General features: G+C 46.6%; 22 protein-coding genes. 17 read left to right on the top strand and 5 right to left on the bottom strand.

The window, feature by feature from the left end; translation table 11 throughout:
• Nucleotides 1-19 precede the first annotated feature (19 nt).
• The 11 genes from coaBC to spoVM all read left to right on the top strand — a co-directional run bounded on the left by coaBC (nt 20) and on the right by spoVM (nt 13,336).
• Entirely contained in the window at nt 20-1,324 is a 1,305-nt protein-coding gene (coaBC, locus tag MKY75_RS15265) for a bifunctional phosphopantothenoylcysteine decarboxylase/phosphopantothenate--cysteine ligase CoaBC (protein WP_340885814.1), read from the top strand.
• On the top strand, nt 1,324-3,900 hold the full coding sequence (gene priA / locus MKY75_RS15260; RefSeq protein ID WP_340885812.1) for a primosomal protein N': 2,577 nt from the start codon (nt 1,324-1,326) through the stop codon (nt 3,898-3,900). The genes coaBC and priA overlap by 1 nt, the downstream gene beginning before the upstream one ends.
• Before the next feature lie 139 nt (nt 3,901-4,039).
• Nucleotides 4,040-4,537 (top strand): peptide deformylase, encoded by a 498-nt coding sequence (gene def / locus MKY75_RS15255; protein WP_029517201.1) that lies wholly within the window; start codon nt 4,040-4,042, stop codon nt 4,535-4,537.
• A 6-nt stretch (nt 4,538-4,543) separates the two neighbouring features.
• Nucleotides 4,544-5,503: a methionyl-tRNA formyltransferase gene (gene fmt, locus MKY75_RS15250; RefSeq protein WP_340885808.1), complete on the top strand. Its 960-nt coding sequence runs from the start codon at nt 4,544-4,546 to the stop codon at nt 5,501-5,503.
• Nucleotides 5,500-6,915, top strand: a complete 1,416-nt coding sequence (gene rsmB / locus MKY75_RS15245; protein WP_029517203.1) for a 16S rRNA (cytosine(967)-C(5))-methyltransferase RsmB — start codon at nt 5,500-5,502, stop codon at nt 6,913-6,915. The genes fmt and rsmB overlap by 4 nt, the downstream gene beginning before the upstream one ends.
• 187 nt (nt 6,916-7,102) lie before the next feature.
• A complete protein-coding gene (gene rlmN / locus MKY75_RS15240) occupies nt 7,103-8,143 on the top strand; it encodes a 23S rRNA (adenine(2503)-C(2))-methyltransferase RlmN (RefSeq protein WP_029517204.1) in 1,041 nt (346 codons plus the stop codon).
• Nucleotides 8,144-8,149: 6 nt separating this feature from the next.
• Nucleotides 8,150-8,926, top strand: coding sequence for a Stp1/IreP family PP2C-type Ser/Thr phosphatase (locus MKY75_RS15235; protein WP_069012748.1), 777 nt, complete (start codon nt 8,150-8,152; stop codon nt 8,924-8,926).
• Nucleotides 8,923-11,202: a Stk1 family PASTA domain-containing Ser/Thr kinase gene (pknB, locus tag MKY75_RS15230; protein ID WP_069012747.1), complete on the top strand. Its 2,280-nt coding sequence runs from the start codon at nt 8,923-8,925 to the stop codon at nt 11,200-11,202. The genes MKY75_RS15235 and pknB overlap by 4 nt, the downstream gene beginning before the upstream one ends.
• Nucleotides 11,203-11,274: 72 nt before the next feature.
• On the top strand, nt 11,275-12,192 hold the full coding sequence (gene rsgA, locus MKY75_RS15225) for a ribosome small subunit-dependent GTPase A (RefSeq protein ID WP_029517207.1): 918 nt from the start codon (nt 11,275-11,277) through the stop codon (nt 12,190-12,192).
• Nucleotides 12,193-12,196: 4 nt separating this feature from the next.
• Nucleotides 12,197-12,865, top strand: coding sequence for a ribulose-phosphate 3-epimerase (rpe, locus tag MKY75_RS15220; protein WP_029517208.1), 669 nt, complete (start codon nt 12,197-12,199; stop codon nt 12,863-12,865).
• Nucleotides 12,866-13,255: 390 nt separating this feature from the next.
• A complete protein-coding gene (gene spoVM / locus MKY75_RS15215; RefSeq protein WP_010345573.1) occupies nt 13,256-13,336 on the top strand; it encodes a stage V sporulation protein SpoVM in 81 nt (26 codons plus the stop codon).
• A gap of 224 nt (nt 13,337-13,560) precedes the next feature.
• On the opposite strand, the gene rpmB is transcribed toward spoVM, so the two are convergent.
• Nucleotides 13,561-13,749, bottom strand: a complete 189-nt coding sequence (gene rpmB / locus MKY75_RS15210) for a 50S ribosomal protein L28 (RefSeq protein WP_013310881.1) — start codon at nt 13,747-13,749, stop codon at nt 13,561-13,563.
• A gap of 509 nt (nt 13,750-14,258) precedes the next feature.
• Here rpmB and MKY75_RS15205 point away from each other — a divergent pair.
• From MKY75_RS15205 to MKY75_RS15190, 4 genes are all read left to right on the top strand, one after another.
• A complete protein-coding gene (locus tag MKY75_RS15205) occupies nt 14,259-16,043 on the top strand; it encodes a DAK2 domain-containing protein (protein WP_340885805.1) in 1,785 nt (594 codons plus the stop codon).
• Nucleotides 16,044-16,091: 48 nt separating this feature from the next.
• The gene (locus MKY75_RS15200; RefSeq protein WP_340885802.1) at nt 16,092-16,961 is read left to right on the top strand and encodes a DegV family protein; all 870 of its coding nucleotides are present in this window, start codon (nt 16,092-16,094) and stop codon (nt 16,959-16,961) included.
• Between the two features lies 1 nt (nt 16,962).
• Nucleotides 16,963-19,011, top strand: a complete 2,049-nt coding sequence (gene recG / locus MKY75_RS15195; protein ID WP_340885800.1) for an ATP-dependent DNA helicase RecG — start codon at nt 16,963-16,965, stop codon at nt 19,009-19,011.
• Nucleotides 19,012-19,122: 111 nt separating this feature from the next.
• Nucleotides 19,123-19,410 (top strand): stage VI sporulation protein F, encoded by a 288-nt coding sequence (locus MKY75_RS15190; RefSeq protein ID WP_013310877.1) that lies wholly within the window; start codon nt 19,123-19,125, stop codon nt 19,408-19,410.
• Between the two features lie 150 nt (nt 19,411-19,560).
• Here MKY75_RS15190 and MKY75_RS15185 read toward each other — a convergent pair whose 3' ends face one another.
• Complete coding sequence (locus MKY75_RS15185; protein WP_029517212.1) at nt 19,561-20,829, bottom strand: DNA polymerase IV; 1,269 nt, start codon at nt 20,827-20,829, stop codon at nt 19,561-19,563.
• A gap of 216 nt (nt 20,830-21,045) precedes the next feature.
• Between MKY75_RS15185 and MKY75_RS15180 the strand changes: the two genes are divergently transcribed.
• The gene (locus MKY75_RS15180; RefSeq protein ID WP_029517213.1) at nt 21,046-23,571 is read left to right on the top strand and encodes a transglycosylase domain-containing protein; all 2,526 of its coding nucleotides are present in this window, start codon (nt 21,046-21,048) and stop codon (nt 23,569-23,571) included.
• 14 nt (nt 23,572-23,585) lie between these two features.
• Here the strand turns inward: MKY75_RS15180 and MKY75_RS15175 are convergent, their stop codons facing one another.
• From MKY75_RS15175 to MKY75_RS15165, 3 genes are all read right to left on the bottom strand, one after another.
• The gene (locus MKY75_RS15175; protein WP_340885798.1) at nt 23,586-23,873 is read right to left on the bottom strand and encodes a Ger(x)C family spore germination C-terminal domain-containing protein; all 288 of its coding nucleotides are present in this window, start codon (nt 23,871-23,873) and stop codon (nt 23,586-23,588) included.
• 153 nt (nt 23,874-24,026) lie between these two features.
• A complete protein-coding gene (locus MKY75_RS15170) occupies nt 24,027-24,482 on the bottom strand; it encodes a spore germination protein (RefSeq protein ID WP_340885796.1) in 456 nt (151 codons plus the stop codon).
• 227 nt (nt 24,483-24,709) lie between these two features.
• Nucleotides 24,710-25,111, bottom strand: coding sequence for a hypothetical protein (locus MKY75_RS15165; protein WP_049816977.1), 402 nt, complete (start codon nt 25,109-25,111; stop codon nt 24,710-24,712).
• 301 nt (nt 25,112-25,412) lie between these two features.
• On the opposite strand from MKY75_RS15165, the gene MKY75_RS15160 reads away from it, so the two are divergent.
• Nucleotides 25,413-26,303, top strand: coding sequence for a DMT family transporter (locus MKY75_RS15160; RefSeq protein ID WP_340885794.1), 891 nt, complete (start codon nt 25,413-25,415; stop codon nt 26,301-26,303).
• The last annotated feature ends 329 nt before the right edge of the window (nt 26,304-26,632 follow it).

The following is a 26,632-nucleotide window of genomic DNA, read 5'->3' as shown; positions in this document are numbered from 1 at the left end:
AGGTCAGGGGGAGTTAACGATGTTGAAGGGGAAAGTTATTATTCTTGGTATAACCGGTGGAATTGCTGCTTACAAAGGGGCTGCGTTATGTAGTAGGTTGACACAAAAGGGCGCCGATGTTCATGTGATTATGACAGCCTCTGCTAAGGAGTTTATTACCGAGCTTACACTGCAGTCGCTCTCTCGTAATCCGGTGTACAGTGATACGTTTGATGAAAGAGAGCCGTCCGTCGTATCCCATATTCATCTGGCAGATGCGGCTGATTTGGTGCTTGTTGCACCTGCAACTGCGAATATTATTGGAAAAATGGCGCATGGCCTTGCTGATGATATGTTGTCTACAACGTTGTTGGCTACAACAGCGCCTATTATGGTGGCACCTGCGATGAATGTACATATGTACACTCATCCGGCAGTCATGCAAAATATGGAGACGCTTGTATCACGTGGTGTGAAGATGATTGAGCCTGGTGAAGGATTACTGGCTTGCGGTTACGTTGGCAAAGGACGTTTGGAAGAGCCGGACACAATTGTGCAAACGATAGAGCACTTTTTTGATCAGCAAGCCCAGGAACAAAAAAACAACATTAAGTCTGAATCCCGATGGTTTGGTGGCGAATCTGTGGAGGCTCAAGTGCCTGAGTCACCTGTGAATGAGAATGAATCGGTGTTTTCAGGTAAAAAAGTCATTGTAACGGCTGGAGGCACGATCGAGCGAATTGATCCAGTGCGTTATATCACAAATGATTCATCTGGAAAAATGGGCTTCGCCATTGCAAAAGTGGCTCAAAAGATGGGGGCAGAGGTGCACTTGATTGCTGCCAATACCAGTGCGGAACCGCCTGCTGGTATTATGCTTGAAAGAGTCCAGTCGGCTGAAGACATGTACGCAGCTGTATTAAAACAATGGGAAACGAGCGATATGGTCGTTATGGCTGCTGCAGTTGCAGATTATCGACCACGTGAGATAGCACAGACCAAGATCAAGAAAAAAGATAGTGTATTTACGCTAGAGTTAGTGAAGAACGTCGATATTATAGAATCACTCGGACGGAGTAAGAAACATCAATTTTTAATTGGCTTTGCAGCTGAAACTGAACATTTGGAGACGTATGCGAAAGATAAATTAGAACGTAAAAATTGTGATTTGATCGCGGCAAACGATGTAACTGTGAATGGTGCTGGTTTTGGCGTCGATACGAATGCTGTTCAAATTTATGACCGAAGCGGGATCGTTGAGCGTATTCCTGTACAGTCAAAGGAAGAAGTTGCGCGTAAGTTGCTTACTATAGCCGCGGGACGCATGGGTGGGGTGCTGCATTAATGGAGACGGGCAATTTAGTTGCCAAGGTCATTGTCGATGTACCTGCCAAGGATACGGACCGCACCTTCGATTATCTGATACCGGATTCAATGAGACCTTGGATTGAGCCGGGTAGTCGGGTAGCTGTGCCATTTGGCAAACGGACGGTGCAGGCTTTCGTCATCTCGGTAGTCCCAGCTGAGGAACCACCGAAATACAGGATGAGAGCGATTCAGGAGTTGCTGGATTTGGTGCCACCTTTATCTGCCGACCTAGTCGAACTGGGCAAGTGGATGAGTGAACGTTATGCTTGTAATCAAATTATGGCATTGCAAGTGATGATTCCTACCGCGCTCAAAGGCAAAGCAGAACGTTATATCTCAATTGCGGAACAGCATGAGTTAACGCATCCACAGCGTAGTATACAACCGAATCAGGGCGATGAGCTCGAATGGGCACTTCTGACCGACGATGGTATGAGTGATCCGACAGAGCGTCGGATTGTCAGCTTCATTCAGGAGAAGGAGCAAGTCCCGTTGCAGCAACTCAGTCGACGTTTCCCTGAGGAAGCGGAGGTTATTAAATCACTGTTACGCCGGGGTGTGCTTCAGGAAAGTCAAGTTATTAAAGACAAGCTTGGCAAAAAGACCATGAAATCCGTTGATCTGGCTATCGGCATAGACGAGGCATCAACGGTACTGGAGCAATTTTCTGCCAAAGCACAGCGTCAGCGGGAGGTACTTGCTTTTTTGCTGGAACGTAGCGAGTTTTTGCCTCTGTCGCTCAAGGGAGTCATGACCTCATTGAGTGTGTCTGCTGCAACGGTTAAGGCGCTGGAAGATAAGGGCTATGTGTTGCTGGAGGATGTTGAAGTGTTCCGCGACCCGTACCGGGGCAGACACTTCAAGCCTACAGAGCCACTCCCTCTCACAGCAGAGCAGCAGTCGGTGTATGAACGGATTATTCGCCAGCTGGACACGCGTGAGCAAGGAGCTTATTTGTTGCATGGAGTCACGGGGAGCGGTAAGACGGAAATTTATCTACAGACGATTCAACGTTGTATCGAGCAGAATCGGCAGGCCATTGTGCTGGTACCTGAAATATCGTTAACCCCACAAATGGTTGAGCGTTTTAAAGGTCGGTTTGGCGATCAGGTAGCAGTGATGCACAGTAGGTTGTCTGGAGGAGAACGGTACGATGAGTGGCGCAAAATACGCGAAGGCCGTGTGAAAGTGGCGATTGGTGCTCGCTCGGCAGTATTTGCGCCTTTTCGTGAGTTAGGTCTTATTATTATGGATGAGGAGCACGAAACGTCCTATAAGCAGGAAGAGACACCTAAATACCATGCGCGTGATGTCGCCATTCGCAGAGCCCATCAGCATGGGGCTGTCGTTATTCTCGGCTCGGCTACACCGTCGCTGGAAAGCTACTATGCGGCTCGCTCACAAAGCAACGACGAGTTTGCGCCGTTGCTACTTGAAATGCCAACTCGCGCATTGGGGAACATGCTACCCGAAGTACATATCATGGATATGCGTGAGGAACTGCGTGCTGGCAACCGCTCTATGTTTAGCCGTGCGTTGCATAATGGGATTGCAGAGCGGTTAGAGCGTAAGGAGCAGACGGTGCTCCTGTTGAATCGGCGTGGACACTCCACATTCGTCATGTGCCGTAGCTGTGGCTATGTGGCGGGCTGTCCGCATTGTGATATTTCGCTTACGTATCATCAGCGGTCGAACAATTTACGTTGTCATTACTGTGGTTATTCCGAGCCTGTGCCTCAGACTTGCCCTGAATGCGGTAGTGAGCATATTCGCTATTTCGGTACAGGTACCCAGCGAGTGGAAGAAGAGCTGGCGAAGCTATTCCCCGGTATACGTGTTGTTCGAATGGATGTTGATACAACGACAGAAAAAAATGCCCACGAAAAGCTCCTCAAGCAATTTCGTGATAAAAAAGCGGACGTGCTGCTCGGTACTCAAATGGTTGCCAAAGGCCTGGACTTTCCCGATGTGACACTGGTTGGTGTCATTACTGCGGATTCAGCTCTCAATTTACCGGATTTTCGGGCTGCGGAAAAGACATTTCAGCTGTTAACACAAGTAGCTGGACGTGCTGGGAGACATCAATTGCCAGGGGAAGTATTCGTACAATCCTATACTCCAGAGCATTATTCGGTGATTCACGCAAGTCGCCATGATTATGCTTCTTTTGTGAGGGAAGAATTGAAACACCGCCGCAATTTGCACTATCCACCATATTGCCGTCTTATTTTGGTAACCTTTTCTCATGAACAACTCCCGGTGCTGGTCCGGCTGGCAGAGAATTATTCAGCAACACTACAGGGACGGGCCAGACAACGAGGCTGGTTCGGGAATATGGATCGTCTTACATCGGATGTACTCGACATTTTGGGGCCAGTAGCTTCTCCCATTTCGAGAATCAAGAATAGATACCGATTTCAATGTATGATAAAATGGCGTGGAAATATCGACGCGATTAGTTTGGCTCAGCAAGTAGCTGATGAAATGGCCGAATCCGCACAGGCGCAAAAGTTGCTGATTAGTCTGGATGTTGATCCACAAATGCTTATGTAGAGCGTTGCCACAAAAGTTATTAGCACAATTAATGCGGACAAGTCGTCCGTACATAGGATAATGTAGCAGTCGCGTTTGTGATGAATACAGTTAAGCCTAAACGAAGGAAAAAGGATAAAGAGGAAGGTGTTCTGTTGTCATGTCAATTAGAATTATAGTGTTGGAGCCGGATGATGTATTGCACAAAGTAGCAAAGGAAGTTACTAAAATTACACCTAACGTGCAAAAGCTGCTCGACGATATGGCAGATACGATGTATGAAGCGGAGGGTGTAGGTCTTGCTGCTCCGCAAGTAGGTATTTTGAAGCGTCTCATCGTTGTAGATGCTGGAGATGAACATGGTTTGATTAAAATGATCAACCCAGAAATCGTGGCCGAAGAAGGGGAGGACTTGGGTCCAGAAGGCTGCCTGAGTATACCAGGGTTGAACGGGGATGTGCGTCGTGCCGAGAAAGTTACAGTCAAGGGACTGGACCGCGAGGGTAAGGCCATTACCGTTACAGCGACAGGATTGCTTTCTCGTGCTTTTCAGCATGAAATCGACCATTTAAATGGAATTTTGTTCACGGATATTGCAGAAAAAGTATATGAGGTTGCGCTGGAACAGCCAGGACCGAACCGTCAGATAGGAGAGTGAGGTTCGATGAGTCAAGACATTCGTATTATCTTTATGGGTACGCCTGAGTTTGCAGTGCCTTCGTTGAACATGTTACTGGATAATGGTTATAACGTGGTCGGTGTGATTACACAGCCCGATAAGCCACAGGGACGGAAAAAAATATTAACGCCTACACCAGTTAAGGAAGCGGCAGAAAAACGCGGATTACCTGTACTGCAACCGACCCGCCTGCGCCAGCCAGAAGCGGTGGCTCTGGTGGCGGAGCTGCGTCCTGATCTGATCGTAACCGCAGCCTATGGGCAAATTTTGCCAAAATCCGTACTAGACCTGCCTCGTTTCGGCTGCCTGAATGTGCATGGTTCGTTACTTCCCCGTTATCGGGGAGGTGCACCGATCCAGCGTGCGATTATTAACGGTGAGACCGTGACGGGTGTGACGCTGATGTATATGGCGGAAGGACTGGATACTGGCGATATGATATCGCGAGTTGAGGTTGCTATAGAGCCAGAGGATACCTCCGGTACGATTTTTGAGAAGCTAAGCGTAGCTGGAGCAAAGCTTTTGCAGGGCGAGCTGCCTAAATTGCTGGCAGGCCAATCAGACCGTACGCCGCAAAACGAGGACGAGGCGACCTATGCTCCGAATCTGAACCGCGACGATGAGCGTATTTCGTGGAGTGACAATGCACAGCAGATATACAACCGGATTCGCGGCCTTGTACCTTTTTCCGGCGCGTTTACGCTTTGGGAGGAAAATGTTTTTAAAATATGGGCTGCTGAGCAGCCTTTCATAAATAATGAAGTGAGTGGCTCAAATGCTCCAGCACCCGGAACGGTTCTTCAATTGACCGCTCGTGGCATTGAGGTGCAGACAGGCGAGGGAACTCTTTGGCTGACTCAGGTTCAACCGGCTGGCAAAAAGGTTATGGATGCCGGAACCTTTGCGCGCGGCGGACAGATGAAGCCAGGCACGGTGCTCGGATGAGCGGGAGTCACTCCCGTCAGGGAGGCAAAGGCAAGGGAGTGGGTGCCAGATCCGGCAATACTCGCAAACAGACGGCGCGGGAAGTTGCACTTGATGTGTTGACCGGTGTGGAGCAAGAGGGTGCGTATAGCAATCTTGAGTTAAATCGTCGACTTCAGCAGGCAGGTTTATCTGCAAGTGACGCTGGTCTGGCGACTGAACTTGTATACGGTACAGTCGCACGCCGAAATACACTTGATTATTTTTTGAATAAATTTGTTCAAAAAGGAACGGCCAAGCTTCAGGCTTGGGTACGTTCGTTGCTGCGGATGAGTGTGTATCAGGTGGTGTATCTGGATCGAGTTCCGGATCATGCAGTCGTTAGTGAAGCGGTGACCATTGCCAAGCGTCGTGGGCATCAGGGGATTTCCGGTATGGTCAACGGCGTGCTCCGCAGCATGCTGCGTGAGCCGGACAAGCTGCGTATTCCTGACGATTTGTCACCAGAGGAACGGATTTCATTAGAACATTCTCATCCACAGTGGCTGGTTAAGCGTTGGATTAAGCAATACGGTGCAGATACTGCTGAGGCTATCTGTCAGGCTAATAATGAGCCCCCTGCGGTCAGCGTACGGGTGAATACGACAATGACCAGCCGTGATCAGCTGCTGGACGAGATGCGCTCAAAAGGACTTGATGCCGTTCCTTCGGCAGTTAGTCCCTATGGGATTGTTGTTCGTAGCGGTGGCAATATGGCGCTTACCTCGTGGTATACGGACGGCTCGCTGTCCGTACAGGATGAAAGCTCTATGCTCGTTGCCGAAGCAGTTGCTCCTGAGCCCGGTATGCTGGTACTGGATTGCTGTGCCGCTCCAGGCGGCAAAACAGCTCATATGGCTGAGCTGATGAAGGATCGCGGTCGGATCGTTGCAAATGATCTGCATGCCCATAAGCATCAATTAATCCGTGAACAGGCTAAACGACTTGGCCTGGATGCCGTGGAAACAGTCACTGGTGATGCGCTAGAACTGAAGGAACGATATGCCCCAGCTTCTTTTGACCGTATTTTGCTGGATGCACCATGCTCTGGCTTTGGAGTAATTCGTCGTAAACCGGACCTGCGTTGGAGCAAAACTGCGCAGGATGTTCGCGACATTACACAGCTTCAGCATGAGCTGCTGGATAGTGTGGCGGGACTGTTGAAGCCAGGTGGCATTCTGGTATACAGTACATGCACGATTGAGCCGGACGAAAATGAAGGACAATTGACTCGGTTTTTAAGCGAACATTCGGAGTATGAATTGGCAGAGGGTCATTCCTTCCCGGACGTGAGCCGCGAAATGGATAGTATACAGGGAGGCTCGGTACAGCTGTTACCGCAGCATTTCCACAGCGACGGATTTTATATCGCGCGCCTACGTCGGGTGAAATAGCGCGGAAGAGAATTCCATGCAGCTGCCCACCAGCATTTCCACATTCCGCCGGAACATTTCCGGCGGTTTTTTGCATGAAGACGAAAAATTTTTACCCCCTCAGGGATTTGTGCTAAAATAGGAAGAATGAAAAATACGATCTGCGATCAAACAGAACTTAATGAAGAAGGAACGGGTGCAAACATTGATGAAACCTTTTATATATGATTTAACTTTGGAGGAGCTTCAGGACTGGGCCAAGAACAATGGCGAGCCTGCTTTTCGTGGAGGACAAATTTTTGACTGGCTGTATGTGAAGCGGGTCAATGATTTCAGCGAGATGACGAATTTGCCCAAGGCGCTGAGAGAGAAGCTTGAGGAGCAATTTAGTTTTGTGACGCTTAGTGAAATTACAAAGTTGGAATCAAAGGACGGTACAGTAAAATTCCTGTTCGGTTTGCATGATGATCATGCCATTGAAACGGTCATTATGAGACACAATTACGGAAACAGTATTTGTGTAACGACACAAGTGGGTTGCCGAATTGGTTGTACTTTCTGCGCTTCGACGCTTGGAGGCCTCAAACGGAACCTGACAGCTGGTGAAATTACTGCACAGGTAGTACAGGCTCAGAAAATTTTGGATAAAACGAATGAACGAGTGAGCAGCATCGTGATTATGGGCTCGGGCGAGCCTTTTGAAAACTATGAAGCGACCATGACGTTTTTGCGTACAATGGTTCATGAAAAAGGTCTGAACATTGGTCAACGTCATATCACAGTGTCGACCAGCGGTATTGTACCGAATATTTATAAATTTGCCGACGAGGATACCCAGATTAATCTGGCAATATCCATTCATGCGCCTAATGATGCACTTCGGTCGAAGCTAATGCCTGTAAATCGGCGTTATCCCTTTAAGGATGTTATGGATTCTCTACGTTACTATCTTGCTAAGACGGGGCGGAGAATTTCGTTTGAATATGCCCTGATTGGTGGGGTAAACGATCAGGCAGAACATGCTGAAGAGCTAGCGGATGTGTTAAAGGACATGCTGTGTCACGTTAATTTGATTCCAGTCAACCATGTGCCTGAGCGCAAGTATGTGCGCACATCGCGTAGCGATATTTTTAATTTTCAACGTATTCTTGCCGAAAAAGGCGTCAATGTGACGATCCGGCGTGAACAGGGTCACGATATTGCCGCTGCCTGCGGTCAGTTGCGTGCAAAGCATATGGAGTTGGGGTGAAACCATTTGATCAAAACAGTTCATGTCAGCCATGTCGGACGTGTACGTTCGGTGAATGAGGATTCTGCCTGGATCAGGCACTTAGAGCAAGGCTATATTCTTGGGATTGTTGCCGATGGTATGGGGGGGCATTTGGCCGGTGATACGGCCAGCCGCCTTGCGGTAGAGACACTTGCCGCTGATTTGGCGACGCTGGAGAGCGGATTATCCGCACATTCTTTGACGGCGGCGCTCAGCGACGCTATTTTGCATGCCAATGAAGTCATCTTCCAGACGGCTGCACGCGATGAGAAGTATCATAATATGGGAACGACAGTTGTTGCGGTTTTACTATACGACGCATCCGGAATTATCGGACATATCGGTGACAGTCGCGCCTATGTCATATCCAAAGGAGCGGTACGTCAGCTTACAGAAGACCATACTTTGGTTAACGAGCTGTTCAAAAACGGTCAGATCAGTAAGGAAGAACGGGAGAACCATCCTCGTCGCAATGTACTGACACGGGCGCTGGGCACTGATTCCGAGGTGAAAGTGGATATTGACTCCATTACGCTGGAAAAAGGCGATGTACTGTTACTGTGTAGCGACGGATTAAGCAATCTGGTAACGGAAGAACAAATCAGTAAAGTAGTAGGTGCCGCAGAGAATCCTTTGGAGGAGCGTGCGGATCGTCTGCTACATCTGGCGTTGCTTGCCGGAGGAGACGATAACATTACTGTAGCTTTGTTTGAATTGCCCGATGACACGGTTTCATTGAATGAAAAGGGGTGTGACGCATGATCGGGCACCTGCTAGGGGGAAGATACGAAATTATTGAGCGTATCGGTGGCGGCGGTATGGCTCTGGTGTACAAGGCTCAAGACATTTTGCTGAATCGCAATGTCGCAGTTAAAGTGTTGCGCCAGCAATTTGTTCATGACGAGGAATTTATTCGCCGGTTTCGGCGTGAGGCGCAGTCTGCGGCTTCGCTTTCGCATTCGAATGTGGTCAGTATTTATGATGTCGGCCAAGAGGATGAAATCCATTATATTGTAATGGAGTGCATCGAAGGTAAAAATTTGAATGAGATTATTAAAGAACGTGCGCCATTGCAAGTGGATGAAGCAGTACGGATTGCTTCCCAGATTTGTGATGCGCTGGAGCATGCTCACCAAAATCAGATCATTCACCGAGACATCAAGCCTCATAATATATTAATTGGACGTAATGGACGGGTTAAGGTAACCGATTTTGGGATTGCTAGAGCTGTTACGTCAACGACCATTACCCAGACGGGTTCTGTTGTAGGTTCTGTTCATTATTTTTCACCTGAGCATGCAAAGGGTGTCGTCACCGGCGAAAAATCGGACTTATATTCTTTAGGTATTGTCTTATATCAAATGCTGACGGCGCAGCTCCCTTTCCTCGGAGAAAGTCCAATTAGTGTAGCGCTCAAGCATTTGCAAGAGGAGTTTGAGGAACCGCGTAAAATTAATCCGTTGATTCCGCAAAGTGTGGAAAATGTCATTCTAAAATCCATGCGCAAAAATCCAGAAGAGCGTTATCAATCGGCAGATGAAATGCTAAAAGATTTGGAAACCTGTTTGCTGCCGGGACGGCGTAATGAATCCAAGCTGGAGTTTACACATTTGGATGATGAGGATCAAACACGGGTTATTCCGGCTATTAAGCCTCAACAATTAGGGATGTCTTCTAGCGGGGAAGATGTACCTGCCCAACCGCGTGAGTCTGAACAGCTTCCGAGCAAGCAATCGTCCAAGAAAAATAGAAAAAAAGCGATCTTGTGGGTAACACTAGTGTTGGTGTTACTTCTGTGCATGGGCGGAGTGGTGTACTATGTGCAAAGTGTACTTGTCGTGCCTGAGGTAAAAGTACCAGGTGTATTGACACAAACAGAAGACCAAGCGAAGGTTAATCTCAGTAAAGCGGGTTTACTCATTGAGGAGCCAATCCAGCATGAATACAAAGAGGGGATCGCGCCTGGAATTGTATTTTATCAAAGCTATCCTGCAGATTCTTTAGTCAAGGAAGGAACCAAGATTAGTCTGAAAGTCGGGATTGCCAAGCCGCTCACCCCAATGCCGGATGTAAAAGGCCAAAGCTACGAGAATGCTGTTAAGCTGCTGACCGCCCAGCAAATTAAGGAGACGCAGATTCAGCAAAATGAGCAGTTCAGTGATCAGGCCGTTGGGACCGTCCTTAGTCAGACTCCAGCTGCAAATGAGCCATTTGATAAGGATTCAGTCCAAGTTGTGCTCACAGTCAGCAAGGGCGCTGACACTGTAAAAATGCCAAGTCTCGTAGGGAAAACGCAGAACCAAGCGGAAAATGAGGTCAAAAAGGCAGGGCTGAAGGTTGGCTCGATTAAAGAAGAATTTAGCTATGAGCAGGAAAAAGGAAGAGTAACCAAACAATGGCCGTCCGAGGCAGGCAGTGAGTTGCCACCAAATACGGAAATTACGTTTTATGTAAGCACTGGTTACCCGCCAGAAGCGATTACGCTGCCATTTAATGTGCCTGTTGCACCGAAGGAAGAGGGTAAAAACAGCAAAATTCGTATTACTTATACGGATGCACGTGGAGAAAATCAGGAATGGGGAAGCCGTACAATTAATACGACACAGGTGTTCACTATCAACCTGCTAATGGCTCCGAACAAAGACAGTGTTGTCTCAGTATTTAGAGATGGTGACTTTATTGATACGTATCCGGTCTCTTATATTGATGCGAAAAATGGAACAGTGACGATGCCTCAAATTGCCCCACCTGCTGGAACTTCACCAACGGATACACCTGATGGTAATTCCTCGCAAAATGGAAGTGGAAACGGCGAGGAAGGTGATAACGGGGGATCTTCTAATGATAGTGGTGACGGTGGAGGCGACTCGAACAATCAGGAGGGCACAGGAGGTAATGGTGACCCTTCCGCCTTTGTTCCTGGAACGAATTCCACGGGGGCTACGCGCAGTGAGTTGGCAGTTAGCCATAAAAACAACCAAGGTCACGCTTCCCACAAAAAGAAGGAAAAAGTGATTGAGGCTGTTCAGCATCAGTAAACGTGCAATAGGAGATGCTTAACCTGCTATACGCAATAAAACTTAAACATTATGAAGGAGGACATCTTACACATGCCTGAAGGTCTGATCGTCAAGGCGCTTAGCGGATATTATTATGTCTCCAGCCTGGATCAGGATGGGCGTCCGGTATCTGGCGAAGCTACGGTACAATGCAGAGCACGCGGCATTTTTAAGAAAAAAGAGATCACGCCTCTTGTCGGTGATCGGGTCGTTTACGAACTGACTGAGAACGGGGAAGGTATGGTCAAGGAGATTAGAAAGCGTACAACGGAGCTGATTCGTCCTCCGGTAGCTAATACCACGCTTGCTGTGCTGCTGTTTTCCTTACGTGAGCCGGATTTAAACCTGCCTTTACTGGATAAATTTTTAGTCCATATTGAGCACGCCGGGCTGGATACGATTATCTGTCTGACTAAGCGCGATTTGTATGAAGGCAGCCCTTCAGAGGATGACACCGTGCTGACCGTTCAGGAAATGTACCGGAAGATCGGTTATGAAGTGCTGGTAACCAGTGCCCGTACCGGAGAAGGAACGGTTGAGCTTAAGAAGCTGTTGGCTGGTCAAATCAGCGTGTTTTCCGGGCAGTCAGGTGTAGGGAAGTCTTCCATGCTTAATGCTTTGGAGCCTGGGTTAACGCTCGAGACGAGCGCCATAAGCAATAAGCTGGGCCGAGGAAGACATACGACTCGTCATGTAGAGCTTATTCCTTTAGACAACGGAGGGTTTGTAGCAGATACGCCGGGGTTTAGCCAGTTGGATTTTCTGGAGCTGGGTGTGGATGAACTATCTCCCTGTTTTCGTGAATTCCAGCAGTATGCGGAAGGATGTAAATTTCGGGGGTGTACCCATATTCACGAGCCGGGCTGTAAAGTAAGAGAGGCCCTGGAAGAAGGACATATTTCACAGGGACGGTATGATAGCTATTTGCAGTTCTATCAGGAATTAAAAGAAAAAAAGCGGAGGTACTGAGTATATGTTAAAAATAGCACCGTCGATTTTATCCGCTGATTTTGCTCGCTTGGGCAGTGAAGTTGCGGAAGCTGCGGCAGGAGGGGCAGACTGGATTCATGTGGATGTAATGGATGGGCATTTTGTATCCAATATTACATTGGGGCCACCTATCGTTCAGGCTATTCGTCCGCATACGACTCTTCCCTTGGATGTTCATCTGATGATTGAGCATCCTGAACGTTATATTGGCGATTTCGTAAAAGCAGGAGCCGATATCATCACTGTTCATGCTGAGGCGTGTGTTCATTTGCATGGTGTCCTTCACTTGATCAAGCAGCAAGGCGCTCTGGCTGGAGTGGCTCTCAATCCGGGTACTTCACCATACGCGATCAAGGAAGTGCTGCCAAATGTAGATATGATTCTAGTGATGACGGTCAATCCTGGCTTTGGAGGACAGTCCTTCATTCCAGAGACGTTGAATAAAATCAGACAAATCCGTGCTTGGTTGAACGAATTGGGTCGTCCAGACGTACATATCGAGGTAGACGGAGGTATTGCGGAGGAGACGGCACCAGCCGTATTTGAAGCGGGGGCTAACGTGCTGGTGGCTGGTAGTGCGGTATTCGGCAGAGCAGACCGCGCAGCGGCTATTGCTACGATTCGGGACAGTGCAGCTCGTTTGTCCAAGTGAAGCTGACCGAAGCATTGTGGATGACTGTCGCGAGCATGGCGACGGGGTTGACCCTTAGCTGTTTCTCGCTTGTGAAGGCTCCTTGGAATGCCGTTCTTTCACTTTTGGCTGTTCTAGTTGTGCTGTTTTATTTTCGTAAAAATGAACGGCGTGGTTTACGAATAGGTTTTGTGGTGTGCAGCGTACTTTATTATATCCTGTTTATTTTCATACTCTCAGCATATCTCTATGTTCGCGGACTTGTCTGATGGTATAGCCTGGGATGGTTGTGCATAAATATGGTTACATGAGCGGGATTCTCATGTAGCCTTTTTTTGTGGGGTAACAACCCTTGACAGGTTGCATAAACTACAGAGAACGGATGCAGGAGGATGATGGGGAGGGTGAGGCATGAAGTTTTACACAATCAAGCTGCCAAAATTTCTGGGTGGATTCGTTAAAGCCATTTTGAATACATTCCAGAAAAACTGAATTCAACGTAATGTAAACACAGGATGTAGGATGAAAGCTAGAGGTACACAGGGCACGCTTCCCGGGCAGAACAGATAGGTAGCTCGGTAGTAAAAGATAAGAACGCACGGGAAGGTGCCTGACATTTTGTTCTCCTGAACTAGGCAGATATTACTTTTCGAATAACCAAAAAAGCACCCGTTTAAAACGAGGTGCCTTTTGTTTATAACGATATTTTTTTACGACTACACGCGAGTCACTTTACCGGCTTTCAATGCACGAGTGCTGACATAAACGCGTTTCGGTTTACCGTTAACGAGAATGCGAACTTTTTGTACGTTGACGCCCCAAGTACGGCGATTACGGTTGTTAGCGTGAGATACGTGGTTACCGCTGCCAGGCTTTTTGCCTGTTACAGAACATTTACGAGACATGATTCCACCTCCTATTCTGAAAATAACCAAATTCCATATGGAACGGGTCTCTCTTCAGGCCGACTGGGTCAGCCGGACTTTGTAAGTCACTAACCTGAACAAAACAATACTTAAATATAATATCATAGTCAAAAAAGCTCCGTCAACTGATTCAAAAACTTTATTTATTTCTCTTTCGCATTATAGTACAATATGGGATAGTTATTGTTGCGATTATTTTGTATTTAAATGGAATGTGAATTCTTATTCCAGTCATGCCGGCGGTTCAGAGGCGGGACTATAGTTATCATTCCAGCCGATGATTTATTGTGGGGCAGTTGACTGGTTTTTCATTGTATATGACCTGTAGAAGAACGACCAGACGTGAGTACAAGAGCTTATGAAAGTGTGACATTCGTATTCGTCGTCTGGCTTTAGTATAATTTAATTGAACCTGTAGGCACAGTTGAATAAGGTGTGGTGAAGGTTGATAGTAAAACAAGTGTATTAAGCTAGGAAGGGGAATTCTCTTGAGTAATCGTTCTTTGAATGGAACAGATTTTACCGCAATGGTTTTAGCCGGGGCGGAACAATTACAGCAGCATGCGGAACATGTCAATTCACTAAATGTATTCCCGGTGCCAGACGGTGATACGGGAACCAACATGAATTTGACGATGAGCGCGGGCGTAACGGAATTAAAGAGGGGGGATTCTTCCTCCATCGGTGTCATGTCCGGCATATTATCCAAAGGTTTGCTGATGGGAGCCCGCGGCAATTCAGGGGTTATCCTGTCTCAGTTGTTTCGTGGCTTCAGCCGTTACGCTGCCCCATACGAGGAATTGAATACCCTTCAGTTCGCATCGGCATTGCAGAGCGGGGTGGATGCGGCCTACAAGGCGGTGGTTAAGCCGGTGGAGGGTACAATTCTTACCGTGGCGAAGGAAGCGGCTAGGCATGCTGTGTTTTTCTCGCGCCGGACGAACGATATCACGGAACTGATGGAAGAAGTGCTTGCCAAAGCGAAGGAAACGCTTGCCATGACGCAGGACATGCTCCCTGTACTGAAGCAAGTAGGAGTTGTAGATTCGGGTGGGCAAGGTCTTGTGTATATTTATGAAGGCTTTATGCAGCATCTTGGAAGCGGCTTGGTGACGTCTCCAATTGCAAAAAGTGATAATGCACGCCAGGTTTTTGCTCCTCACGTATCGGAGAGACCTACTGCTCCTGCAGTTGTTCCTTCCCCAGATGCGCCGATTTCTGCGCAAGCGAAGCTCGAAACGGATAATATTGAATTTTTGTATGATATGGAGTTTTTTATTAATCGACAACTGGGCGATGCGCAAGGTACCTATTTTGATGAGGAAGCCTTCCGGAAAGCGTTATCTGTAGATGGTGATTCTATTATCGTGATTTCAGACGATGATGTCATCAAGGTTCACGTGCATTCTAAGGCTCCTGGTGAAGTACTGAATTTGGCACTGCGTTACGGAGAAATTACACAGATTCGTATTTTAAATATGCGCGAGCAGCATCGTGATTTGTTGTCTGCGGGTATGGATGTTGCTCCTGAGCCTGAGTGGTTTGCTGAAATACCAACAGAGCCTGTACGTGAGGAAGAGCCGTCTGAGCCTCCCGCTCATGAACTGGCATCCTTTGGTTTTATAGCTGTGGCTTCCGGTGAAGGAATTGCTGATATTTTCAGAAGTTTAGGCGTCGATGTTGTCCTTGCTGGCGGTCAAACAATGAATCCGAGCACAGAGGACTTCGTTAATGCGGCCCGCTCGATTGCGGCTCAACATATTTTTATTCTTCCGAATAATTCCAATATTATTTTGGCGGCAGAACAAGCACGTGAACTGCTAGAGATGGAACGTTTGGTGTCGGTTATTCCGAGCAAAACAATTCCTCAGGGCATTGCGGCAGCATTTGCTTTTCAGGAGGAAGAGGCTTTTGAGGTAAATCAGGACAATATGCGTGACGCAGTCACCCGGGTGAAGTCTGGGCAAGTGACCTACGCGGTACGGGATACGACGCTTGATGATCTGCATATTACAGCAGGGCACTACATCGGTATTCAGGATTCCAAGATTGTTGCGACCGAGGAACACTTAATGGCAACGTCCCGTCTTTTGCTAGCGAAAATGCTGGTGAATGGCGATGAAATTGTTACGATTCTTACAGGTTCGGACGCGAATCAAGAAGACACAGATCAGCTTGTTGCATGGATTGAAGAAAATTATGCGGATGCTGAAGTGGAAGTTCATGAAGGTGGTCAGCCGATTTATCCTTATTTGTTCTCAGTGGAAACCTGATGTGCTTTTGCGCCCCAAGGAAGTCCACTACAAAAGGAGGTCTGACTGATGAGTAGTACCATCATTTTGACGGATAGCACAGCTGATATTCCACCGGAATTAGCAGACCGTCTCGGTATAGTCGTTGTACCACTGACAGTGATGTTCGGCAGCACAGCTTACCTGGACGGCATTGAGATGTCAGCGGCGCAGTTTTACAGCGAACTGGTGCGGGCTGATGAGCTGCCTACGACTTCACAGCCTTCACCAGCCCGTTTTTTGGAGACGTACACGACACTGTTGAAGCAATACCCTGAGAGTCAGGTTATCTCTATCCATTTATCCTCGGGTGTGAGCGGAACGTATCAGTCTGCTTTGCTGGGCAAATCCATGCTAGAGAAGCATGAACATAGAGTGACTGTGGTGGATTCCAAATCAGCTTCATACGGATACGGTATGCTAGTGGTTTATGCGGCAGAGCTAGCGGCAGCCGGGCACTCCCCGGCTGATATTGTTCGGGCTGTGGAACGTCGTGGAGAGCGCCGTTGTTTGTATTTCCTGGTGGATACCCTGCAATACTTACAAAAAGGCGGACGTATTGGTAAGGCAGCGGCAATGGTGGGCACGTTGCTTAACATTAAGCCGATACTTTCGATTGACAAAGAAGGCATTATTTATTCGGTTGATAAGGCGAGAGGGCATAAAAAAGCGACAGCGAGAATTATTGAACTACTGGAGCGGGACTTAAAAGGCCAAAAAATTAATATTGCTGTGGGTCATACGGCAGATCGCTCAGCGGCAGAAGCGTTCGTGGCTCAGCTGGCAGAGCATTTTGAGCTAGGAGATCGAATATATACTGAACTTGGCGCTGTGATTGGGACCCATGTAGGGCCAGGAACGATTGGCATTTTTGTGTGGCCGGCCGGAGATGAGAGGTAATATGCTGCAATTGGATCAAATACCTTTAAAACAAATTCATGGCGTGAGTGCTCTCAAAGAGGGAGAGCTTCACGCTTTTGGCATTTTTAACATACAGGATATGCTGGAATATTATCCGTTTCGGTATGAAGATTACCGACTGCGCTCGCTAAGCGAAGTGAAGGACGGAGATAAGATTACGGTACAAGCCAAAATTATGGGCATTCCGGTGCTTCAGCGTTACGGGCGCAAATCAAGGTTGACTTGTAAATTGATGGCCGAGGATTGGATGTTTACCGCGACGTGGTTTAATCGGCATTTCATGAAGGAGCAGCTAACCTCAGGTCGTGAAATTGTGGTGACTGGTAAATGGGACCTCAAACGTATGCAGATGACTGTTGCAGATTCTGAGTTTCCTGATAAAGGAGTAGCCCGCTCGGGGACACTTCAACCGGTGTACTCTATAGGCGGCAAGATTACGCAAAGCTGGATGCGAAAAACGATGAATCAGACGCTCCAGCAGTTTGGTGAAATGATCCCCGAAATATTGCCTGAGTTGCTTGTACGCAAATATAGTATGATGCCGCGCAAGCAGGCTATTGCGGGTATACACCAGCCTCAGGACAACCGCGAGGGGCAAGAGGCTCGTCGGCGAATGGTGTATGAGGAGCTATTTTTATTTCAGCTGAAAATGCAGGCATTCCGGGCGTTAAATCGTGGTCGAGCGGACGGGGTGGTACATACAGTGGATAACGCCACGATTCGTGAATTTGTAAGGGCTTTGCCTTTTGAATTAACGGATGCACAGAAGAAGGTAGAGCTTGAAATACTGCACGATCTACGCTCACCTTATTGTATGAACCGTCTGCTTCAGGGGGATGTTGGGTCAGGTAAAACAGTTGTTGCTGCCATCGGTTTATTTGCCACAGTACGTTCCGGTTTTCAGGGAGCGCTGATGGTGCCAACCGAAATATTGGCCGAGCAGCACATGCGATCGCTTCACAAGCTGTTTGAGCCCTTTGAAATCAGCGTTGGTCTACTGACTGGGAGTACAACCGGGAAGAAGCGTAAGGAACTGCTAGCTGCTCTCCAAATGGGTCTGCTGGACATTGTAGTAGGCACCCATGCTCTCATTCAGGAGGATGTATATTTTCGTCAGCTTGGGCTTGTTGTAACGGATGAGCAGCATAGATTCGGAGTGAACCAGCGAAGTGTACTGCGTCGCAAAGGCTATAATCCCGATGTGCTGACGATGACGGCCACACCGATCCCTCGTACGCTGGCCATCACTGCGTTTGGCGATATGGATGTTTCTACGTTGTCAGAGCGGCCGAAGGGGCGTATTCCAATTTCCACCTATTGGGTGAAGCACGAACTGATGGATCGGGTACTTGGTTTTATTTCCCGCGAGGTAGACCAGGGACGGCAGGCTTATCTGATTTGTCCGTTGATTGAAGAGTCGGAGAAGCTAGACGTACAGAATGCCATCGATTTGCATATTCAAATGCAGCAGGCTTTTCCACATTACCGCGTTGGGCTATTACATGGACGGATGACTCCCGCAGAAAAGGAAGAAGTTATGCGTTCTTTCTATGCGAATGAAATTCAGTTGCTCGTTTCAACGACGGTTGTGGAGGTAGGGGTAGACGTTCCCAATGCGACACTAATGATCATTATGGATGCGGATCGTTTTGGACTATCCCAGTTACATCAATTACGTGGACGAGTCGGACGGGGTGCACATGCCTCGTATTGCGTATTGATCGCTGACCCTAAGTCGGAGGTTGGTCAGGAGCGGATGAAGGTTATGACCGATACGGACGATGGTTTTGAGGTGGCTAGACGCGATCTGGATTTGAGGGGGCCGGGTGACTTTTTTGGTACCAAGCAGAGTGGGCTACCCGAGTTTCGTTTAGCAGATATGGTAGCGGATTTTGAGGTGCTGGAAAAGGCGCGTGAGGATGCAACTGATCTGATCAAGGATGCGTCCTTTTGGACATCTCCGCAGTATGAAGCATTGCGCGGTTATTTGCAAAAAGAGCAGATTTTTCAGGGGGATCTCATCGATTAATCCACCATGAATTATGAGATTGTTTTAAACGTTTTAAACAGATAGGCACAATGGACAGGCTGGCCGTCATATATTTGGGAATGACCGAATGATATGGGAGGTGTGGCAACATTGAGCTATCAGCAATATGGAATCAGTCCGCAACTGGTGGAGCGGATTAAGTTGAAAATGAAGAATCGTGCGCTCAAGGAGCGGGTTAAGCAGCAGATTGAAGGTGTGACTAAAGCGGACCTGCAAAATAAAGCTAAGGTGCGTCATCTTGTGAAGTCCACTTCTGCTATTTTAAACGAGCGTTTGACGGCTGCGCAGGAGGAGCAATTGACCGCCTTCGTATTGGCACAAAAAATTGATCCGTCCAATACATTTCATCTAATCAAGCTGTGGGGAATGTTCCGTTGATTGCTATTTGAAGAGGTGCTTCAAAGCGTTCTCCATGTTTTTTTGTGAAGCACAGATAAAAAAAGGATTGCCTGATATCAGGCGATCCTTTTTGGTTTGTTTTAGTTCATTCCCCGGGCAATAGCTAGTGTGCACTTATCATGAGACTTTTTATTTGTAATGACCGCCAATTTTGATAGAGCGTTCCATGGCCTGCCCGGCATCTGTTAACGATGATGCTCGCATGATGATGGACTGACCATACCGATCCTTTAAAGTGTCCGTCACCTTTTCCAAAGCACGGGATCGCTCCTGATCCTCAAATAAATCCAACTGATATAGTTGATCATCCACCAATCCGCTTAAAGTAACCCCTGCGCGCTTCACGGGCATATGATTCCAAAAAGTATAAAAGATTTTTTTAACGGTTTCATATACTTTTTGGGTATGGTTTGTAGGATCGGGTATCTTCATTTGTCGGGAGAACCCAGTTGGTGCCTCGTAGGGACTGCATATACAATGAACAGTCACAACTGAGCCCATATATCCTTTGCGGCGGGCGTCCCGACACACCTCTTCTGTTAGTTCAAGCAGGATGGTTTCCACTTCCGCAGGCTGGAGATAGTCGCGGGGAAGAGTCATCATATGACCGATGGATTTGGGAGGTGTATTAAATGTTTCCGGCTTGACCGGGCTGTGATCGATCCCGTTAGCAGTCCGCCATATCACCTCTGCCTGAATATCGGACTGCTTGCCGAAATGAGACCGGAATCTGTCCTGTAGCCGGGGTAAGGGGGTACGTGCGATATCTCCAATGGTGTGTAGTCCAAGCTTCTCCAAATGCCGTTCCATACGCGAACCAATGCCGAACATAAGACGTACTGGCTGAGGCCACAGCAACGCTGCAATATCGGATGTAGGCAACAAGAAAATGCCACTGTCATTTTTTTTAGCCCATATATCTGTCGCGGTTTTAGCCAGCATTTTGTTGGAGCTGATGCCAATTCGAATCCATACTCCTGTTTGTGCCAGTACCTTTTGCTGAATTTCACTTGCAATACTCACCGGATCTCCGAACAGAGAGAGACTTCCGCTCATATCCAGAAACTGTTCATCAATGCTGAAAACTTCAACCAAATCCGTATATTCATTATAGATTTCTGTTATTTTTAATGAGACATCGATATAATGCTGCATACGCGGGCGTACAATGATAAGGTCAGGACATTTTTTCACCGCTTCTCCCAGACGTTCTGCTGTAGATATACCGTATTTTTTGGCCAGCGGACATGCAGCTAAAATAATGCCTGAACGAAGTGCAGGGTCACCGGCCACAACGAGTGGCTTATGTTGGTATTTGGGATCATCTGCTTTTTCGATGCTGGTATAAAAACTTTGGCAGTCCGATAAGAATATGGTTCTATTTCTGCGTTCCTTCAAAAATTCGACCTCCTCTCCTGATAGGTGTTGATCATCCTACCAAAATATTCTTGAATGTATACTCTTATAGTAGTATTATATACAGAACAAGTGTTCCTAATACAAATGTATTTTTTGGAACGTTAGAGTTTACGTAAAACCTAACATGGCGTATCATAATATCTTGAGCAAAAACAAGTGGAAATGAATGAATATTGAGGGGAGAAAACCATTTTTATGAACCCAAAACGTCGACCATCATCTCAAAAACGCAGTAGGTGGCGTATTTTTGGCAGAGTTTTGCTAATTAATATCAAGTGGTTCTCGTTTGCGGGTGTACTTGGATTGCTATTTGCTGGAGGTCTTATATCCGGCTATGTAGCGGCACTGGTTCATGATGAACCTGTACGATCACGTCAGTTGATATATGAAAAGGTAAATGAGAACGCTCTGACCAGCTTTGTATTTTTTAATGATCAGGTAACTCCGGTTGGAAGAATGCGCATGGAGGAGGATCGACAGCTCGTTGATCTGAAGGATGTCCCTCAGTCGATTGTGGACGCCCTCATTTCAACGGAAGACAGCCAATTTTATGAGCACCGTGGTGTGGATTTAAAGGGAACAGCTCGTGCCGTTAAGCAGAAGCTTTTGAATGAAAACCGCCAAACAGGCGGCAGCACACTGACGCAGCAGGTAGCCCGAAGGGTTTTTCTCAGTCTGGATAAGACGGACAGCCGCAAGGTGAAGGAAATGCTGCTAGCATTGCGTATGGAACGGTTTATGGGCAAGGATAAAATATTAACGGCTTACTTAAACAAAATGCCTTTTGGTAATGGTTCCGCTGGTTACAATTTATATGGAATCAAGTCTGCTTCGTTAGGAATTTTCAATGTAAGTGATCTACATAAGCTTCATATTGCTCAGGCGGCTTATTTGGCAGGTCTCCCGCAACTGCCATCTGTTTATTCCGCTTTTGATGGTAAAGGGAACTTTGATGAAGAAGGCTTCAATAAAGCGATGGAGCGTCAGCGTGTCGTGTTGGGAAGAATGCTGGCAACAGGTAAACTTACGCTATCCGAATATAATGAGGCGCTTCAATTTGATGTGAAAGCCACTCTTGCGCCACATCGCGAAAAAAGTTATAACACATTCCCTTATTTGATGCTGGAGACAGAGCGGGAAGCGGCCCAATTGTTAGCGCTCCAGCAAAATCCGGATATCACGCCAGCCGAAATTTCCAAGCCTGAGCATGCCGAGCTTCTTCAAAATACGCGAGAAGAGTTGCAAAGGTCCGGATATCGAATTTATACAACGATAAATAAGAAAATTTATAATAATATGCGGCAGATTGCAGCCAATCCACAAAACTTTTCTCCATACAGTAAGAAGAAGGGATTAGAGCAGATTGCAGCAATCATGATTGATCATAAAACAGGGGCTGTACTTGGTATGATCGAGGGCAGAGATTTTAATACCGAGCAAATGAACTATGCAACTCAAATGACACGTCAGCCCGGTTCTGCCATGAAGCCTATTGCTGCTTATTTACCTGCTTTGGAAAAAGGCTACACTCAGCCAGCCGGTCTTATTGATGATTCACAAATCATATTGAAAGACGGACGTAAAGGTTATCATATTCCTAAAAATTATAACAGACGGTACGAGGGGCTTATGACAGCCCGTGAAGCACTCAATCGGTCAATCAACATCCCTGCGCTGAGGCTGTTCTTATATGAAGTTAAAATTCCTAACGCTTGGAATTTTGTGCGTTCTCTTGGAATTACGACCATTCAGTCGCAGGATGAACATGCACAGACAGGGGTTTTGGGTGGACTAAGTAAAGGGGTATCCGTCGAGGAACTGACCGCAGCATATGGAACGATTCCCAATATGGGTGTATATAATGCACCTCATCTGATCAGCAAAATTACGGATGCCAACGGGAAGATCGTATATGAATTTAAACCGCAGACGAGACGTGTATATTCGCAGCAAACCGCATTTTTGATGACGGATATGCTCAAAACGGTTATATCAGATCCGAGGGGAACTGGCAAACGTCTGCAAAATGCTTTTAAAAGCTATGGTGACATTGATATCGCCGGTAAAACCGGTACGACACAAAACTTTGGTGATGTGTGGTTTATGGGGTATACACCTGACGTTACACTAGGCGTCTGGGCTGGTTACCGCCAACAGGTTAATACACTATCTCAAGAAGGCCATTCCAGAGCACAGTCAGTGTGGGCACTGATCATGAATGAGGCGGTCAAGGACCAGCCTGAGCTTTTTAAGAATAAGCACTTTATACAGCCGGAAGGTGTTGTAAGAGTTACGGTTTCTAGCCTTACAGGTAAGCTACCAGGGCGTTATTCCCGTCAATCGGGTCAACTCGTGACTGACTGGTTTAATCAAAAATATGTGCCTACCGAGGTTGGAAGAGAACAGATTCCGCGTTCTGCTAGACCAGTGGTCCCATCCAAACCAGATATCAAGGAAAAAGCAGTCCCAGAGGTTGAGGTCCCTGCAATAGATCAAGAGAAAATTCCACCAGAGGAAACGGATCCTGCTATTCCTGACGCAGACACAGAGGTAGATATGCCTGATGAGAACAACGATGTGCCATCAACAGATACTTCGCAACCTTCTGTTGAAAATGAACAGGAGACTCCTTCTGAATCGGAAAGCCAGAGTGAGACTCCAAAAAACCAATCTGATGAAGTTACTTATCCAGAAATAATATCTGATCAACCCAAAAACTAAGCGACAGGAACGGTTTAGTTTAAAATGCCGTTCCCAACAATGTCTACAGTGACCTGCGGATGAAAACGAACATTGGGGTATTCTTCATTCCAATCTACACTTTTCCATACTACTGGATGATGAGCGATCAACTGTCTGTCTACGCCAAAGGCATCACATCCATTTTCCTGATTGCTTTGAGGATCATCTACAGTCTCTAGCGTTTGCGACAACACGCCTTCAGGAGTGAGATCATAAGCCGATGCATTTGCCAATCGGGCATCCTTCAAATTGTTCTGATCCCAGCAGCCTGTTATAAACATGAGTAGAGCCAGCATTCCAAGCGCTCTGCTCTTTTTTATGTTTCAGGTCCCTCCTTTTTTTTGAAGAGATAGGATAGAATTAGCAGCAGAAAAAGGGAACACAATTAGGGGGAAATAAGTAGAATTATTGGGCGTAGAACCAATTCCTAGTTATTATTTGATGATATGCGCCAGCTCTAATGGCAAAATAGCTGGATGGAAAGTAATCGTCGCAATGTAAATGGCAAGCAGCGTAAAAGCGATCAAAAAGCTCGTCATTCGAATCGTTCTTAGAAATGAACTAATAATCCAACGAGCGTGATAATCGTCTGGGCTTTGGTAAAATGCAGAAAAAGAGATGGGAGCTTTTAGAGTAGTTGGGCTACCATCAGCCAAAATCGCAATCCGTCCCTCCATTAGATTGGCGGTCACACGATCCGGTCGTTCCGTCTGAGCTATTGAGGGAAGAGAATAAGGATTGTCCTCCTTAAATTCTTGAATAAAAACGGGAGGGAGCGCCATATCGGAGGAGATTGCTTTAATTCTCGTTTTCACTGCTTTCACCAGCTCAGGATTAGCCAAGTCTTGAACATAGACAATAACGATTTTAGTTCGGGTTTTAGATCCCACATAAAGAGCGTACAACCAGTGACGGGGTGACAATTTGTTTGCGAATCAGATTCAGATTGATGGATAACTGCTCAAACATTTCTGCTTAATTCAACGGAAGTTGCGTCATGTCCAGCCAAGAGAGCACCTCCTTTTGGATGAGATAGGCATAATGTGTGCCAAATGGACTGAGTTTATCCATGATCTGGTGACTTATCCATTCTTGAATCACCAGATTACAAGGAGGCTTAATCTTGCGTCGGATCAATTCCTAGATAGTGTCCCAGTTTCCGCCGGACCTCGCTGCGAGCAAAGGATGAAAGCATGAAAAATCGCCTTTGATAGCCACGGCATACATACAAAACCTCTACGCCTTCATGATTTCGGATTTCGCTGTAAATTTTAATTCCTAGTGTTTTCATTCGCGCTTTTGTCTCTGCTAATTGAACAGCTACGCGCTGTTGTACTCCAGTCAGGCTACGAACATACAAATCGGGCATTTTTAGAGGAGAGGTATTTATAATACGAATGTCTCGTTCCAGCACATCCAGAACAAGAGTTAAAAGTACACACATCTTGACCAGCCCTGTGTCTTCTTCAGAAGGTAAAGGAGCTTTGCTCTTGTGGTTCAGTATCTTTTGGCTTGGCATAAAAATCTCCTTTACTCCGAGTAAGAATACAATATATAATCAGTATATAGAACGTATGTTCTATTTATACCTCATTATAGGAATTTTTCCATGGCTAAAGCAATCATCAATTATTGGAAAAGTGATGGGGAGCGATACCCATGTGCCATTATGTAAAGAATCTTACGTTTATCGCCAATGACAGTCAAACAGAGTTTATGTTAAGCTAATGGATAAAAACTTACATAAAAGGGGAGATCGTTCTGACTGCGGTCAGCCTTTACTATTTAACTTAAGAAAGTGGAGAAAGAAGGTATACATATTGTCACGTTCGTTATATGCAGCTTTATTACTGTTGAGCCTCATTTGGGGCGGTTCGTTTATGTTTATCAAGGTGTTGTTGCTACATCAGGTAGGGCCGTGGACTATTGTATTTCTCAGGTCCAGCTTTGGGCTTATTTTTATTGTCTTGTTAATGATACTTATGCGCAGGCCGTTTAAAATCAAAAGCATTCCGTGGAAATCGGTTACTCTGGTAGCTTCGGTCAACATGGTCTTGCCATGGACATTGATCGGTTTTAGCGAGACCAGAATAGCTAGCAGCATGGCTTCTGTATTGAATGCTACCACGCCCATATGGACCATGTTGGTGGGGCTTGTTTTTTTCGGAGCTATTTTTCATCGAATGCAGTGGTTAGGAATGGGTCTCGCTTTTGTAGGAATTATTATTTTATTGGGTATTAATCCTGCATCTATTATTTCTGTTGATCCTGTGGGTTTTGGGTGTATGCTGCTTGCGACTCTTTGCTACGGATTTGGAACACAGCTCTCCAAACGTTTTCTTTCCAATCTTTCCATGTATCAGGCTACCTTTGCGACACTGCTTGGTGCGGCGGTAGGGGGTGGCATTATGATGGCAATGGTGGAGAGACCTGATTTGTCGATTGTTTCTGATTCAGGTGTATTGGGTTCTCTTATAGGACTGGGAGTTTTGGGATCAGGAGTAGCATATATTTTGTTCAACTACATGATTTTGCGGGGGAGTGGGGAATTTGCTTCTTCGGTGACGTATTTTGTACCAGTAAGTGCCATTGTATGGGGCTTTTTGCTCTTGAATGAACATATCGGCTGGAACGTTCTAACCGGGCTGGTCCTTATACTTGGAGGAGTGTTTATGGCCAATCAGCGTAGAACCGCCAAATTAAGTGGATAATAATCTAAACAAAAATAAAATACGATTTGGGTTATATTAAATGTACATTCGCCAAACCTTCGGTATAATGCGTTAATTCACACATACAATAAAGCATGCTCACACATAAAATAAAATATGGTGCAGCAAAAAAGCAAGCTGTTTAGCAGGTGACAAGGTGTGGTATAATAAATTATAGAATTATATGTACCACAGAAATGTCGGAGTTTTATTCCACAAAAGAAAGGATCAGGATACCATGTGTCCCCGAAGGATACTTCCCCAAAGGACGATTTGGAAACGATTTGATCTGTCTTATACTTAGCTTTTCCGCGGAGTAACGTCAAGTT

Origin of the sequence: Paenibacillus sp. FSL L8-0663, assembly GCF_038008125.1 — a bacterium.
GTDB classification, from domain to species: Bacteria; Bacillota; Bacilli; order Paenibacillales; family Paenibacillaceae; genus Paenibacillus; species Paenibacillus polymyxa_D.
The sequence above is the reverse complement of the archived record's forward strand: the minus strand, read 5'-3'. Positions and strand labels throughout refer to the sequence as shown.

Excerpts from the sequence above, each read along its gene's own strand:
- coaBC (WP_340885814.1), top strand. The coding sequence starts at position 20 with ATGTTGAAGGGGAAAGTTATTATTCTTGGTATAACCGGTGGAATTGCT.
- rlmN (WP_029517204.1), top strand. The coding sequence starts at position 7,103 with ATGAAACCTTTTATATATGATTTAACTTTGGAGGAGCTTCAGGACTGG.
- rpe (WP_029517208.1), top strand. The coding sequence starts at position 12,197 with ATGTTAAAAATAGCACCGTCGATTTTATCCGCTGATTTTGCTCGCTTG.
- def (WP_029517201.1), top strand. The coding sequence starts at position 4,040 with ATGTCAATTAGAATTATAGTGTTGGAGCCGGATGATGTATTGCACAAA.
- priA (WP_340885812.1), top strand. The coding sequence starts at position 1,324 with ATGGAGACGGGCAATTTAGTTGCCAAGGTCATTGTCGATGTACCTGCC.
- MKY75_RS15180 (WP_029517213.1), top strand. The coding sequence starts at position 21,046 with ATGAACCCAAAACGTCGACCATCATCTCAAAAACGCAGTAGGTGGCGT.
- spoVM (WP_010345573.1), top strand. The coding sequence starts at position 13,256 with ATGAAGTTTTACACAATCAAGCTGCCAAAATTTCTGGGTGGATTCGTT.
- rpmB (WP_013310881.1), bottom strand. The coding sequence starts at position 13,749 with ATGTCTCGTAAATGTTCTGTAACAGGCAAAAAGCCTGGCAGCGGTAAC.
- pknB (WP_069012747.1), top strand. The coding sequence starts at position 8,923 with ATGATCGGGCACCTGCTAGGGGGAAGATACGAAATTATTGAGCGTATC.
- MKY75_RS15200 (WP_340885802.1), top strand. The coding sequence starts at position 16,092 with ATGAGTAGTACCATCATTTTGACGGATAGCACAGCTGATATTCCACCG.
- recG (WP_340885800.1), top strand. The coding sequence starts at position 16,963 with ATGCTGCAATTGGATCAAATACCTTTAAAACAAATTCATGGCGTGAGT.
- MKY75_RS15175 (WP_340885798.1), bottom strand. The coding sequence starts at position 23,873 with ATGTTTATAACAGGCTGCTGGGATCAGAACAATTTGAAGGATGCCCGA.
- rsmB (WP_029517203.1), top strand. The coding sequence starts at position 5,500 with ATGAGCGGGAGTCACTCCCGTCAGGGAGGCAAAGGCAAGGGAGTGGGT.
- fmt (WP_340885808.1), top strand. The coding sequence starts at position 4,544 with ATGAGTCAAGACATTCGTATTATCTTTATGGGTACGCCTGAGTTTGCA.
- MKY75_RS15165 (WP_049816977.1), bottom strand. The coding sequence starts at position 25,111 with ATGCCAAGCCAAAAGATACTGAACCACAAGAGCAAAGCTCCTTTACCT.
- rsgA (WP_029517207.1), top strand. The coding sequence starts at position 11,275 with ATGCCTGAAGGTCTGATCGTCAAGGCGCTTAGCGGATATTATTATGTC.